Consider the following 14,060-nt stretch of genomic DNA (forward strand, 5'->3'; position numbering starts at 1 on the left):
TCAAGCTGTTTTGTTCGAATGATCATCAAAAAAAATTAAAAAAAATTTTTAAAATGATTCTATTGACTTGAATAACTATTTGAAAATTAAGGATAAAAATGATTGGTTAAAAAATGATCAATTTAAATAAAACCCTTAACAGAAGGTGAAAACAGTTTGTCAAGCACGAAGAAATCCACAATTTTATCCACAGGTTTTGTGGAAAACTGTGGAAAAGTCCAAAAAGTAAGCATTTTGCGCAAAAAATGAACTCATCGGTCAAAATGGAGCACGACTTTTGCATCATGCCTGAGCATTATGACGACTTCAAGAATTGAAACTATTCTTTTGATGCGATTCCCGTCCGAATCATATAAAATTGCGCGGTATTTTTATTTATGGGTATATCTCGTCTATGTACGCGCCAGTTGAGTCCAACGAAGGATTTAATTTTAAGCCTGAACTTCCAACAAGCTCGGTTTATTATCGTTTGCTTAAGAAGCTTCGCCGTCAAGTTGGGCATGCCATTCGTGACTTCAATATGATTGAAGATGGTGACAAGGTCATGGTGTGTGTGTCTGGTGGTAAAGACAGTTATACCTTGCTCGACATTTTGTTGCAGTTCAAACGTGTTGCACCGATCAATTTTGACATTGTTGCGGTTAACCTTGACCAAAAGCAGCCGGGTTTTCCAGAAGATGTCTTACCACGTTATATGGAAGAAAATAACATTCCATATTACATTTTGGAAAAAGACACTTATACCATTACCAAGCGTTTAACACCTGAAGGTAAAACATACTGCGCAGTGTGTTCACGTTTGCGCCGTGGTTCGCTATACGGCTTTGCTCAAGAAATTGGTGCCACCAAAGTTGCGCTAGGCCATCACCGTGATGACATCATTGCAACTTTCTTCTTGAACTTATTCCATGGTGGCAGCTTAAAGGCAATGCCACCTAAGCTTTTATCGTCAGATAAGAAAAATATTTTGATTCGTCCTTTGGCTTATGTTGAAGAAAAAGACATTATCAAATATGCTGAATTACGTAAGTTTCCAATTATTCCGTGTAACCTTTGTGGTTCACAAGAGAACTTACAACGTGCCATGCTTAATGAAATGCTACGTGAGTGGGATAAGCAATATCCGAAACGCTTACACAGTATTTTTGGTGCTTTACAAAACGTTTCTCCGTCTCAGTTAGCTGACCGTGATTTGTTTGATTTTGAAGCGCTAGATTCTCAGCGTGAGATCGACTTTAAAGACCCTGAAGAACTTAAAAATCGTTTAGATGTAGTGAACTTAAGTTTCGCTGCTGAATAAAATATTTGAACAAGTCAATTAAAGGCACTTTATAAACAAGTGCCTTTAATGTATCAAAACACTAAAAAATGAATGTTCCGTACAAAAAGTCATAGCCCAACCTTAAAATTACATGCTATAACAACGCACAAGCAGAAGTGCTTCATATGATGTTGTCTGGATAGACAACTAACTAGAGAAATTGAACAAATAAATTTGAGGAAGAATCATGCCTGCATTTTTAACTGATGATTGGTTTGCGACTGTCGAAAAATTAACTGCTGAAGCAGGTGATCTTAATTTGCCACCAGCTCTTGCGAATTTGGCAATTAATTTAGTAGTTACAGATGCTTCTGGAAATACCGAATTAGCTTTAGATGGGGGTAAAATCCAAAAAGGTTTGTCTTCAAATGCCAAAACAACTTTAAATATGGATGCTGAAACTTTACGTAAAGTATTCTTAGAGTTTGATATGGCAGCAGCTATGCAAGCATTTATGACTGGTAAAATTAAAGTTCAAGGCGATATGTCTCAGTTAATGGCTTTGCAAACAGCTAAACCAAGCCAAGAACAAAAAGATTTGTTCAAGAAAGTATTAGAACAAACAACAGCTTAAGTTAAAAAGAATTCATATAAAAAGCTTACCCCAAGAGGTAAGCTTTTTATTTGTACAAACACTGAATTTATCAACTTTTAAATAATAAAAATTAGATATTGATTCGAGGTTGTGCCGTTTTAATGTGCTCAAGATAAGCACGAATACGGGTCACATACTGTACCGCTTGTTTGTATCGACCATTTCGCATTTGATTACGCTGTAAGTACTCATAGAGGTTAACCCACTGGTTTGGATCTTTTCCTTGAGTCTGTAAGCGTTTCTGGATCTGGTTGACTGCACCCGGACCCATATTGTAAGCCACAAGGGCATACCAGTTACGATCTGGGAAAGGAATATCATCATACTCACTTAGCATGAGATCATAATATTTCGCACCGCCCTGAATGCTTTGCGCTGGATCACTACGGTTACTTACACCCATTGCCCGAGCTGTACTGTTGGTTAACATCATTAATCCACGTACGCCTGTTGGTGAAACAGACTCTGGCTTGAGATATGACTCTTGATAGCTCATTGCTGCAAGCAAATGCCAATCTAAATCATACTTTGCTGCGCTTTGTTTGAAGCTAGCTTTGTAAATGGGCAGACGTGTACTTAAATCACGTTGAATCGTAGACCAAGACTCAGGTTTTACAACGTTACGATTATAAAATGAAGCCAGTTGTTGAGTCAGACCATTTTGCTTGCTTTGACAAACAAAACCACTGGCAGTTTGTGTAAGAGGATCATCTGCTTGTTTAAACACCCAGCTTAAATCAGGATTTAATCCATTTTTTTGCAAATTTACGATATCACCACAACTTGCAGAAAAAGACATTAAACCTTTGCTCTCGATTGAGCTTAAGCCTGCGGTCGTCATTGCAAGATTTGCTTTACCTTGCTGGACCCATTTGAGTGCAGTGGCATTATCTGCCACGATTTTGAAGTCTAGTTTTACATTTAAGCTTTGCGCATAGTTACGAGCTAGGTCATAACCAAAGCCATGCAAAAATTGATCTTCTTTAAAAACAGTAGTCGGGCTTTCTACAGCAACTACAGTTAATGTGTTTGTGTTAACTACAGTATTGTACTGTAGGGTTTTTCCTGCATTAATACTATGAAAGGGAAAAAACATAGTGCTGAGTGCAAGAACTTTCAATGGGAGAGAAGAAAATAAAGAGTTAAGGCAAAGCCTCGACCCAGAACTTGAATTACTGTGCATGTTGTCTCCGCTACAGATAATTTATGCCCTAAAAGCCAGACAAAAAGCTGCCATAACTTCTAAAAGTTGATAAATTCAATAAGGGGTGGGCACTCATGACGTCATTCAAAATGACATGAAATGAAAAAACAGACTGTGTAGAAAATCTACATAGTTTTAGGTTGGGTTAAAAAATACTCAACATTTAAGATGCGCGCATCATAATATTCAAAAAAAAGTTTGTCAAATTTTGAACAATTAAATATCGGATATATCAACATAACACCATGAATTTATTAAGGAAGAAAATTTATACACTTATGGTGTGAGAAAATCGGGTATGAAATGCTACATTTTGTAGCCATCATGTTATTACAACGTGAAATTTGATTTATATACTAGATAGACTGATATAGCTTAAATAACTGAAAAAATAAAATAATTTAGTGATTTTTAGTTCTATTTAATTTGTTTACATTTAAATTAAAGCTAAAAGATACCATTAGAAATAGTATCTTTTAGCTAAAGTAATAACTTTATCAGTTATATCTTATTAAATCTTCCATAGCATTACACCGGTCTGATAACCTGCTCCTAAAGACCAAAAAACAATAATATCACCTTTATTTATAAGTGATTTTTCTAACCGTTTTTTGTAGGCAATAAAAAAACTACTTACTCCTGTATATCCATATTGATCTCCAATGTATTCAATTTTTTCAGAGGGAATATTGATTTTATCTTGAAGAATATCAATATTCGACTTCGTAAATTGGGATAGTAAAAAACAAGATATATCTTCAATGTTTAAATTATTTTTCTTCAATAATTTATCTAGTGCATCTGCCGCGAATTCCACACTTTCCAAACCAGTAAATGGTGCCCAATGAATTTTTTGTTCCTTACTGTGATAATTCGTTAGGCCATGAGGAGGAAAAACAATAGTTTTACAAAAACTACTATCTGTTTGGTACATCCTGTCAATAATGCCCGAATCATCGGTATTTTTTTCTAGTATTATGGCTGCCGCTGCATCTCCGACAATTGTTGAAGGAATCACCTGTTTTTCATCTCCAAGCATTGTTAGATGATCAGACCCAATCACCAGTGCGCGTTTATAACTTTCTTTTGATGCGAGCAAAACGGATGCTTGTTCAAGAGCAACGAACATTCCTAAACAATTAGCATTTATATCAAAGCATATACAGTCAGTTTTAATATTTAATTCTGAATGAATCAGTAAAGCATTAGTTGGAGATAGGTATTCTAATGTTGTAGAAGAAAATATAATAATATCAATGCTGTCATGTGAAATGTTATAATCTTTTAATAATTGTTTTGATGCATTAACTGCCATTGTGAGCGCATTTTCTTCATCATTAATAATGACATGTCTTTTATTTCTTCCTACTTTTTCAAAAATTCTATTTAAACTATCTTTATCTTCAAATTTATTTAAAAAATATTCATTATTTCTAATTGTTCTTGGGTGATAAGTAGATATTGCAGAAATTTTTATACCTTTCATGATTAATAATCTCTTTTTATATAAAAATATAATTGTGTTTTAATTTTGATCAATTATCGATGGCATTTTATCTACTTTTTTTTAATTTAATGATTTCTAGTTTTATATAAAATAAATAATATGTATAAATTTGGATATTAATATATTTTTAATATTATAATTTGGGTTGTAATAAAAAATAAAATGAATACTCTGAATTAATTACTGATAACTTATTTTTGTTATGTACCAAATCATTTTACCTTTAGGTGTTTGAACTTGTATTTCATCATCTACGGCTTTACCTAAACAAGCTTTTGCCATAGGTGACTGCAAAGAAATATAGTCTGTGCGACCATAAATTTCTTCATCGCCGACAATACGGAATTTAGTAGTTTCGCCTTCATCATTTTCTAATTCAACCCAAGCTCCAAAATAAGCTTTACCATCTTGTTCCGGCCGATATTCTACTTTTTGGGCAACTTCAAAAAGTTTGGTGAGGTATCTAATCCTACGATCAATTTCACGTAGCTTTCTTTTGTTGTAGTGATAATCTGCATTTTCTGAGCGATCGCCAAGACTGGCTGCCCATGACACAATTTTGGTAATTTCGGGGCGTTCTTTTCTTACAAGATCATTTAGCTCATCTTGCAATCGTTGATAGCCTTCAGCCGTTAATAGTTTGCGGTTCGTCATATAGCTCAAACTTTCTTCATATAGATAGTTTCGTTAGAAACCACATCAGGAATTTAAAACTTATCTGTAATTGAAAAGGGAGAATACCCTGAGTAAAGCGTAAAGCTTTTTTATCTTTGTGACTATGTTATCAAAAAGATAGACCAGTATCATATAGTTATGTGAAGCATGAAGGATAGTTAAAGACAATTAACACTTCCCAAATAAAAATAAGTTTAGGCATAAAAGTAGTAAGAGGTAGATAAAAACTCAAAATTAAAGGTTTTTTGTTTTTATTTTGAGCGTTCAGATAAAAACTTAAATAAAAAGGTTTGCCAAGTTGGCTTTTTATTTATATTATAGCGCTCGTTGGAAGCGTGGCAGAGCGGTTTAATGCACCGGTCTTGAAAACCGACGAGGGTGTGAGTCCTCCGTGAGTTCGAATCTCACCGCTTCCGCCAAAATTCTTAAAAAGCCCTTGTTAATGACAAGGGCTTTTTTTTGCTTATAAATTACTAAAAAACTATATCGCTCGATTTCATAAATCTCTAAGTATGGTCTCTCCCGTTCGTGGGTTTGTCAAAGTCACATTTTCAAGCGCCTGAATGGACCAAGAATTATTTTCCTTAATAAGTACAGTAAGAATGAGGGTATCAATTTGATGAGGACCTTGAGGATGAGCTACACCTGCGCTTAAGCGACTCCAAAAATGAGAAATACAAATATTGTCACTTATGGGAGTGATGTCTATGAGTTCATTCTCTAGTTTTGAATCGCTATAGATTGTTTCATGAATAGGTTGGTGAAGTGCAATAATTTCCTTAGTAGCTTTAACGTAATGACCGAAACGATTAACGAAAGTCGCATCTTGATGAAAAAGAGCAGCAAAGGCCTTCATATCATGATTATTCCATGCGATTTGAAATGCTAAAGGAATATCTTCTGGGTTTATTATGTGTTGACTCATATCATTCCCACTCTTTAAGTTTTAAGTCCATTTTGAATGTATTATAAATGAATGGGCTTTGACATGCTTAAACGGAACAGCTAGTCACAGCTGGGCATGCAAGTACTTATTCCTATAAACACACCATACTTTTAGCACAAAAACATTTTAGGGGTGAGCAGTATTAAACAACTATAAGTTTGAGCTACTCGATGGATAAGTTTTAGAAAAATAAAGATAAAAATATAAGATAAACAAAATTGACTCATAACGAGTTTAATATGATGAATAATCAAACATCGTCTAAAAATTTAAATAAAAATCTTTTTTTTAGGCACTATTTAATTGTTCAGAGCAATACAATTAAGTTTAAAATATGGAGATGTTGTATACAGGATGCCATTTATTAGTTTAATTAAAATTAGAGTTATATAAATCTTGTGAATTATAGGTTTTTACTTGGCTATTTTTGTACGTTTCCCATCCTGAAGACGATGAAAAAATTAAAACATTGAAGCTAAAGGCTTAATTTTTTTAGAAAAGATGATACTAAAGAATCAAGAATTATATATTATTAAATAGACTTTGAAACTAAAACTTTAATCTTGATTTAAGTTCAATTATTTAATTTATGACACATCTAGATTTCTTTAATGAGTCAGAAAAACAAATTATGACTTCATTTGAGCCAAATCAGAAAATTAAAGAGAGTATAAAAATGAACCAGTTTGTAACAAACACGAATAATATTATTCGTGGAAAGTATCATCCGGAATTTTTGCAGTATGAAGTCTTGGCCGATATTTTTGTCCATACTGCACAAACTCTTCCTGATAAAACGGCTTTAATTGAAGCAGATAAAACGTTGACCTATGGTGAGTTGTACCAACAAGCCTTAGTCATGGCTCAGCACTTGACGATCAGAGGGGTGAAACCTGGTCATATTGTTGGGTTATGGTTACCTCGTGGTATCGAGCTTTTAAAAGCTCAATTGGCGATTTGTTTAAGTGGTGCAGCATGGCTTCCTTTTGATATGGATACGCCAGCTGACCGTATAGCAGTGTGTCTTGAAGATGCTGAATCTGTGGGAATGATTACTACAGATGAATGGTATGCACATTTAGAAGAAGTGCCGCAAGCAAAATGGACAAACACTGAACTACAAAAGCCACTCAGTGAAAATATTCCTTTAGCTAAAACAACCCCAGAACAACCTGCGTATATTATTTATACGTCAGGTTCAACGGGTAAGCCAAAAGGGATTGTGATTACCCAAAGAAATATTTGTCACTTTTTACGCAGTGAAAATAATGTTTTAGGTATTCAAGAACAAGACAAAGTCTATCAAGGCTTTTCTGTCGCTTTTGACATGTCTTTTGAAGAAATTTGGCTTTCGTACTTGGTTGGTGCAACATTGTGGATTGCACCTAAGTCGCTTGTGAGTGACCCTGAACGTTTATGCCAAACATTAAAGCAAGAAAACATTACCGTATTGCATGCTGTACCGACATTACTTGCTTTATTCCCTGAAGATGTACCTAACTTAAGAATTATTAACTTAGGTGGGGAAATGTGTCCGGATTCACTAGTTGACCGTTGGGCATTACCTCACCATCAAATGTTTAACACTTATGGTCCAACCGAGACTACAGTTACAGCAAGCCTTGAGTCTTTAGAGCGTGGCAAACTCGTTACCATTGGTAAGCCTTTACCAAACTATGGCATGCTGGTCATTAACGCTGAAAGAGAATTACTGCCGCAAGGTGAAACAGGTGAGCTCTGTATTTTTGGCCCAAGTGTGGCAGAAGGATATTTAGGCAGACCTGATTTAACGGCTGATAAGTTTATTGAAAACCCGTGGGCAGAAGGTCCAGACGAACAATCGCTCTATCGTACTGGTGACTTGGCTAAAATTGATGAGTTTGGCCAAGTACACTGTTTGGGGCGTGCGGACGATCAGGTAAAAATTCGTGGTTTCCGTGTTGAACTTGGTGAGATCGAAGCTGCGCTTTGCGATATTGAAGGTATTGGTACAGCGGCAGTTATTCTTCGTCCCGAAGATGGTATTGATCAGCTTATTGCGTTTATTGCACCAGAAATTGATGCGAAACAAGCAATCGAAATTAAAGTACTTCGCCAAAATTTAAGCCAACGCTTACCACCTTATATGGTGCCAAACCGTTTTGAGATTATTGAAGAAGTTCCGCGTCTATTGTCAGGAAAAATTGACCGTAAAGCTTTAAAAGCACGACCACTTACTAGTGTGATTGACCGTAGTGAATCGGACCAACCACAAAACCCGGCAGAAGAAATTTTATTTGGTATTTTGAATCGCTTGTTCCCAAACATGCCGATTAAACTCGATTCAGATTTCTTTGATGACTTAGGTGGTCATTCACTTTTAGCGGCTGTTTTGATTTCGAATTTACGTGAACATCCGGAATATAGCCACTTAACTATTCAAAACTTATATCAAGCGAGACGAGTTGGGGCCATTGCTGCGCTCATGCTAGAGCAGCCAACGCCGACTGTATTTGATAGCCAAATTGGGCAAGATAACCCGCGTAACCAGACTTATAAGTGGTTATGTGGTATTGCACAGCTAATTACTATTCCGGTTTTAATTTCGATTAATATCTTACAGTGGTTAGCGCCATTCTTTACCTATCATTATTTTACTGGTGGATCACGAGACAGTATTCCGAATGCAATCGCGATGTCTTTATTGGTTTATATCAGCGTAATTATTGCCAGTTTTGTTGTTTCAATTTCTGTAAAACGACTATTAATGATGGGCGTTGGTGCAGGGCAATATCCATTATGGGGATTGACCTATTTCCGTTGGTGGTTAGCAGACCGTATAGGTAGTATTTCACCTGTCTATCTTTTGTCAGGTTCAACTTTACTTAACTTATATCTGAAAGCGCTTGGCGCCAAAATCGGTCATGATGTTACGATTAGTTCAGTACATATTCGTATGCCATCTTTACTTACTGTTGAAGATGGGGTGAGCATTGGCTCTCAAGTAAACTTAGAGAATGCCAAAGTCGAACATGGTCACTTGGTGTTAGGTTCAATTCACTTAAAAGAAGACAGTTATGTGGGCTCTTATGCTGTATTAGAAGAAAATACAGTGTTAGAAAAACAAGCTCATGTAAATGCTTTAACTTCAATTGAATATGACACTGTTATTCCAGCCGGAGAAATCTGGGATGGTACACCTGCGAAAAAGATCGGACATGTGGATGATCACGATAAATTGCCAGAGCGTCCGAAATTATCGTTTATTCGTAAAATTGCAGAATATGCATATTATGGAATTAGTGCGTTAATTATTGCGTGTTTGTTCTTTATTCCAATTTTCCCAAGCTTCCTTTTAGTCGATTGGTTAGATGCAAACGTATTTAATATTAGTACCAACGACCATTTACAAATCGCACTCTACTACTTCATTTTAGCGATTCCTGCTAGTGCAATGATGATGATGATTACTGCTGTGATTTCTTCAGTCATTCGTAAAGTTGCATTGCCACGTCTAGAAACAGGAACCTATGCGGTTCATGGTGGTACGTACTACCGTAAATGGTTTGCTTCTCAAATCTTGGAAACGAGCTTACAAACCTTGCATGGCTTGTTTGCGACCATTTATGCGCCAACATGGTTCCGTATGCTCGGTGCAAAAGTAGGTAAAAATACTGAAATTTCTACCGCAAACGGTGTTATTCCAGAAATGCTGACTTTGGGTGAAGAAAGCTTTATTGCCGATGCTGTAATGCTAGGTGATGAAGAAATCAAAGGCGGCTGGATGACATTAAAATCGACCAACATTGGTAACCGTAGTTTTGTCGGAAACAGTGCTTATATTGCTGATGGTACCGTGTTACCAGACAATGTCTTAATTGGTGTGCAATCTAAAACACCTGATAACGTTGAAATGTACGATGGTCAAACTTGGTTTGGTTCACCACCGTTATTGCTGCCTGCACGTGAAGCTGCTGAGAAATATCCAGATCATTTAACATTCTTGCCAAGTATCAAGCGCCGTTTAATGCGTGGTTTTATTGAAGGCCTTCGTGTTGTATTACCTGCCGCTCTTGCGATTGGTGTGGGTTATATGATCGTGCTTGAGATTATTGATGTTATTAACAAATACAACATTCCAACTGGTTTGTTGGCTTTAACGCTTGCTGGTTTGCTCTATGGCGTAGGTTGCTTTGTTATAGTTGCCTTATTGAAGTGGACTCTAATTGGTCGTTATCAACCACGTTCAGCTCCAATGTGGACCATGTTTGTATGGTTAAGTGAAGGGATCACGAGCTTATATGAGTCAGTTGCGATTCCTAACTTCTTAAACTACTTAAGAGGAACGCCAATGTTGCCATTCTTCTTGCGTATTTTAGGTGTTCGCATTGGTAAAGACGTCTACATGGATACTGCTGATATTACAGAGTTCGACTGTGTAAGCATCGGTGACCGTGCTGAGTTTAATAGCTTCTCAGGCCCACAAACTCACTTGTTTGAAGACCGTATTATGAAAATCGGACAAGTAAATGTTGGTAATGATGTCGTGGTAAATACACGCAGTATTATTTTGTATAACGCAAACGTGAGCAACCATGCTGTGTTAGGTCCATTAACATTGGTGATGAAGGGTGAAAATATTCCGGCTAAATCTGCTTGGATTGGTTCACCGGCTGTGCCTTGGGTTCATAAATAATTAATTGTTGAATTGAAAAAAAAGCCTCTGTAGAACAGGGGCTTTTTTGTAGCTAAGCTATGGTTAATTTTAGACACTTATATAATGTTCATGTGCTAAGTACATTGTAAAATATCAAAATTAAAAGGTATAGGAAGAATTTTAGGGATGTATTTAGTTCATATTTGGAAAGTTAATTCTATGGAAAAAGGCGAGTCTATATCCGCCTATCAAATACAAAAGGAATTTGCAGATATTTTAGTTTCAATTTTTGATAAGGAAATACTTCCACTTATTTCAGATCTTTCATATGTAGATTATGATTTATACAGTGATAAACAGCTTAATCAATTAATTAACGAATTTAAAAAACTCTTCGAAATTTATACGGATTTTAAAGATGAAATTTCTAAAATAATAAGCTTTTTAGAAAAAGCTATTGAGTGTAAAGAAAAAATTCTTTTTGACCCTTTTAGAGAATCAATCTTGGGTTTAAATATTTAAATTTTCTCTAAAATACTAAAGCTTATATCAAATTTTTCAGCTCAATAAGTAAAAATCTAAGCTATTCCCAATATGCCCTTAGCCAAGTTTTATAGCCATTCATGTTCACTTAAAGCAATCAAAGCATGCGAAAGGGTTTTTTCCATTAATATTGGCTGAACTTTCAGCATGCTGAATCAGAAAAATACTTATATTATTTTATTGTTCAATTGCACGTATAGCACCTAAAGCAGCTACTTTTTTCCCCGCCTTTACTTTTGATATATCGCAATTTTGCCAAAGCTCGGGAAGGCAGTTTTCTTTAGCAGCTTCTAAAGCGGCCTCTAAATAACCAGGTAACTCTATTGTTCCTCCTCCTATTACTAGTTGTGAAGGATTTAAAAGATTAATGACTGTAGCTATTCCAAGACCTAAAGCTTGTCCAGCGTCTTTTATCACAGCTAAAGTAGATTGATCTCCATTGTTAGCCATTAACGCTAAATTAGATGGGCTTAGTTCGCATAGTTTGGTAATTGCAGCTCCACTGGCAAGTTCATCTAGACGCTTAATTCCTTCATTACTTTGTACTGGTAAGTAACCTAGTTCACCAGCCCAACCACTAGCTCCCATTAAGGGTTTTCCATTTGTTATGAATGCAGCCCCAATACCTGTACCAATCATAATAATGCCGCTTGCAGCATGAGATGAAAAATCATTGAGTTCAGCATACATAGCAGCTTTTACATCATTTAAGATCATTGTTTTACTACATAATAATTTTAATGCGTCATTTCCTTGCCAACCTATGAATGCTGGTAGGACATCACAATTAACAACATATCCCGATTCGTTAACTAGACCCGGCACTGCTAGGCTTATGCTTTCGGGTTTAATTCCATGTTTTAAAATAAAAGATTGCAGATGTGATATTAATTCTTCTGGAGTGAATGAAATTCCTGTACTAAATATTTCTTCAATTTCATCACATAATATCAATAACTTAGTGCCTCCAAGATCTACACCAATTTTCTGAGTTTTCATCAAAAGCCTTATCTCAAAATTATTTTATAAATTTTAACGTGTCTAGATGATCAAGATTTTATAATTATCAGTATTTGTGTAATAAATTTTAAAATTGCTTCCAAATAGAGATCAATTATTTTCCATATATTTCAATGTTATATATAACGGATAGCCCTAATTTTCTGTTTACTTGCTCCATTCATAACCCACTTTTACCAGTAACTACCTGATTATTTATCCTTACTTTTTCATGATCTAATCTAAAAAAAATTCATCTTGCGTGTTGGACTGAAAAGGGAACTACTCTCAATTTTATTTGTAGAATTTAATAGATTTAATAATTATATAATTTTCAATGTTTTAAATTAATATAAAACCTCTATAAATAGAGGCTTTATATTAGGTGTTGTAAGCGAACTTATTTATTCAGTTGCTGTAAAAGCATCATGATAAGTAACTTCTCCAAAAGGAATATGATTGCTGAAACTTATAGCTTGAAAGTATTCATTTGGGACATCAGGTAAATTTAAATCTGGGTATGATTTAAAACCAAATCGACTGTAATAATTTGGATCACCCAATAGAACGCAACCTTTTCCGCCCAAATCTTTTAACTTTTGCAAAGCTGCATTCATTAAAAGAGAACCAATTCCAATTCCTTGTTTATTTGGACATACAGAAATAGGGCCTAGGCCATACCAACCAGTTTCACCCGACGTAATCGTAACTGGTGAAATAGCAACGTGACCTACAATTAAGCCATCTTCTGTAGCAACCAAAGAGATCGTGAGTTGTTTATGTTTCCGAAGGCTATTCACAATAAATTGTTCGGTATGGCTAGAATGCTCTTCATTCAAGAACGCGGCTTTCGTCAACGCTTCGATATTTTTAATATCTTCGGGTTGTTCATCTCGAATTGTAATATTCATATTTTCTTTCTCTTCATAAATAGCAACTTATATCAACGATTGTCTAGTTGAGGGCGGACCGTCTGGAGCCCTAACAATGTAATTTGATAAGGTTGGCTATTTTTAGACTTGATTAAACGTTTTGCTTTTAGCTTTTTAAATACATCTAAGGAACAATCAGATAGCACAAAACCTTCTCGTGTATAGCATTCAACGAAATAAACTGTGCCTGATGCATTACGTTGGTATTGAATATGTCCGCCTTTGGCAAGGACATGGAGAGTTCGTTGTTCGAACTTTGAAAGATTCATGTTGGAGCCTTGATAATAATCAAACGTGCAAATAGAGGTGATCAGAAATATGACCACAGAAAAATTGCGACATTGATAATCAACTCAATAATAAAAATTGAGAGTGATTATCAGATGATTACTATCTCCAACATATAAACCTCTTTTAGAAGGGGGATACTTTTATTCAAAGGATATATTAACTGTATATATCACTTAATCACAAATGTTTTTTATATTCATTATGAGGTTAGTGGACTTCATTTAAATATGAAATCTCATATCTATCTTTTCGTTCTATAAAATGAATATATACAAATCCTGATTTTCCGATATGCATACCTACGATTAATTGCTTTTGTTCTGCTACTTATAGTTTGGCTTTGTTTTATTTGTAAGATATGACACTTGAATTAACTCGTAACTATTAATTGACGAACATCTCCAAATATAG

Annotated in this window: 10 protein-coding genes, 1 tRNA gene and 2 pseudogenes; 5 read left to right on the plus strand and 8 right to left on the minus strand. The window is 35.3% G+C overall.

Features of this window, described 5'->3' with window-relative positions; translation table 11 throughout:
- The first annotated feature begins 394 nt into the window (after window positions 1–394).
- A complete protein-coding gene (gene ttcA, locus B554_RS0100580) occupies window positions 395–1,300 on the plus strand; it encodes a tRNA 2-thiocytidine(32) synthetase TtcA (protein ID WP_019456587.1) in 906 nt (301 codons plus the stop codon).
- A 208-nt stretch (window positions 1,301–1,508) separates the two neighbouring features.
- The gene (locus B554_RS0100585) at window positions 1,509–1,895 is read left to right on the plus strand and encodes an SCP2 sterol-binding domain-containing protein (protein WP_004699680.1); all 387 of its coding nucleotides are present in this window, start codon (window positions 1,509–1,511) and stop codon (window positions 1,893–1,895) included.
- A gap of 91 nt (window positions 1,896–1,986) precedes the next feature.
- Here the strand turns inward: B554_RS0100585 and B554_RS0100590 are convergent, their stop codons facing one another.
- The 3 genes from B554_RS0100590 to greB form a co-directional block, all read right to left on the minus strand.
- Complete coding sequence (locus tag B554_RS0100590) at window positions 1,987–3,099, minus strand: transglycosylase SLT domain-containing protein (protein WP_004699682.1); 1,113 nt, start codon at window positions 3,097–3,099, stop codon at window positions 1,987–1,989.
- A 532-nt stretch (window positions 3,100–3,631) separates the two neighbouring features.
- Window positions 3,632–4,606, minus strand: a complete 975-nt coding sequence (locus tag B554_RS0100600) for a 3-oxoacyl-[acyl-carrier-protein] synthase III C-terminal domain-containing protein (protein WP_019456589.1) — start codon at window positions 4,604–4,606, stop codon at window positions 3,632–3,634.
- 201 nt (window positions 4,607–4,807) lie between these two features.
- Window positions 4,808–5,281 (minus strand): transcription elongation factor GreB, encoded by a 474-nt coding sequence (gene greB, locus B554_RS0100605; RefSeq protein ID WP_019456590.1) that lies wholly within the window; start codon window positions 5,279–5,281, stop codon window positions 4,808–4,810.
- A gap of 350 nt (window positions 5,282–5,631) precedes the next feature.
- On the opposite strand from greB, the gene B554_RS0100610 reads away from it, so the two are divergent.
- Window positions 5,632–5,721: transfer RNA gene (locus tag B554_RS0100610), tRNA-Ser, on the plus strand.
- Window positions 5,722–5,798: 77 nt separating this feature from the next.
- Here the strand turns inward: B554_RS0100610 and B554_RS0100615 are convergent.
- A pseudogene (locus B554_RS0100615) lies at window positions 5,799–6,272 on the minus strand (SgcJ/EcaC family oxidoreductase).
- A 652-nt stretch (window positions 6,273–6,924) separates the two neighbouring features.
- Here B554_RS0100615 and posA point away from each other — a divergent pair.
- Together posA and B554_RS0100625 are read left to right on the plus strand one after the other, a co-directional pair.
- A complete protein-coding gene (posA, locus tag B554_RS0100620) occupies window positions 6,925–10,923 on the plus strand; it encodes a delta-poly-L-ornithine synthetase PosA (RefSeq protein ID WP_025465035.1) in 3,999 nt (1,332 codons plus the stop codon).
- 147 nt (window positions 10,924–11,070) lie between these two features.
- Complete coding sequence (locus tag B554_RS0100625; RefSeq protein ID WP_019456593.1) at window positions 11,071–11,406, plus strand: hypothetical protein; 336 nt, start codon at window positions 11,071–11,073, stop codon at window positions 11,404–11,406.
- A 104-nt stretch (window positions 11,407–11,510) separates the two neighbouring features.
- Here B554_RS0100625 and B554_RS19055 read toward each other — a convergent pair.
- From B554_RS19055 to B554_RS0100640, 4 genes and pseudogenes are all read right to left on the minus strand, one after another.
- A pseudogene (locus B554_RS19055) lies at window positions 11,511–11,598 on the minus strand (hypothetical protein); the annotation flags it as partial.
- A 6-nt stretch (window positions 11,599–11,604) separates the two neighbouring features.
- Window positions 11,605–12,426, minus strand: a complete 822-nt coding sequence (locus tag B554_RS0100630; protein WP_019456594.1) for an ROK family protein — start codon at window positions 12,424–12,426, stop codon at window positions 11,605–11,607.
- Window positions 12,427–12,830: 404 nt separating this feature from the next.
- Window positions 12,831–13,337: a GNAT family N-acetyltransferase gene (locus B554_RS0100635; RefSeq protein ID WP_019456595.1), complete on the minus strand. Its 507-nt coding sequence runs from the start codon at window positions 13,335–13,337 to the stop codon at window positions 12,831–12,833.
- 32 nt (window positions 13,338–13,369) lie between these two features.
- Window positions 13,370–13,627 carry a YjhX family toxin gene (locus B554_RS0100640; protein WP_019456596.1) on the minus strand — a complete coding sequence of 86 codons (258 nt, stop codon included), beginning with the start codon at window positions 13,625–13,627 and terminating at the stop codon, window positions 13,370–13,372.
- Between the last annotated feature and the right edge of the window lie 433 nt (window positions 13,628–14,060).

The sequence above is a fragment of the Acinetobacter sp. GG2 genome, from assembly GCF_000292385.1.
GTDB lineage: Bacteria > Pseudomonadota > Gammaproteobacteria > Pseudomonadales > Moraxellaceae > Acinetobacter > Acinetobacter seifertii.

Bases quoted from the DNA above. Each gene is read 5' to 3' on its own strand.
- ttcA (WP_019456587.1), top strand. From the start codon at position 395: ATGTACGCGCCAGTTGAGTCCAACGAAGGATTTAATTTTAAGCCTGAA.
- B554_RS0100585 (WP_004699680.1), top strand. From the start codon at position 1,509: ATGCCTGCATTTTTAACTGATGATTGGTTTGCGACTGTCGAAAAATTA.
- B554_RS0100590 (WP_004699682.1), bottom strand. From the start codon at position 3,099: ATGCACAGTAATTCAAGTTCTGGGTCGAGGCTTTGCCTTAACTCTTTA.
- B554_RS0100600 (WP_019456589.1), bottom strand. From the start codon at position 4,606: ATGAAAGGTATAAAAATTTCTGCAATATCTACTTATCACCCAAGAACA.
- greB (WP_019456590.1), bottom strand. From the start codon at position 5,281: ATGACGAACCGCAAACTATTAACGGCTGAAGGCTATCAACGATTGCAA.
- posA (WP_025465035.1), top strand. From the start codon at position 6,925: ATGAACCAGTTTGTAACAAACACGAATAATATTATTCGTGGAAAGTAT.
- B554_RS0100625 (WP_019456593.1), top strand. From the start codon at position 11,071: ATGTATTTAGTTCATATTTGGAAAGTTAATTCTATGGAAAAAGGCGAG.
- B554_RS0100630 (WP_019456594.1), bottom strand. From the start codon at position 12,426: ATGAAAACTCAGAAAATTGGTGTAGATCTTGGAGGCACTAAGTTATTG.
- B554_RS0100635 (WP_019456595.1), bottom strand. From the start codon at position 13,337: ATGAATATTACAATTCGAGATGAACAACCCGAAGATATTAAAAATATC.
- B554_RS0100640 (WP_019456596.1), bottom strand. From the start codon at position 13,627: ATGAATCTTTCAAAGTTCGAACAACGAACTCTCCATGTCCTTGCCAAA.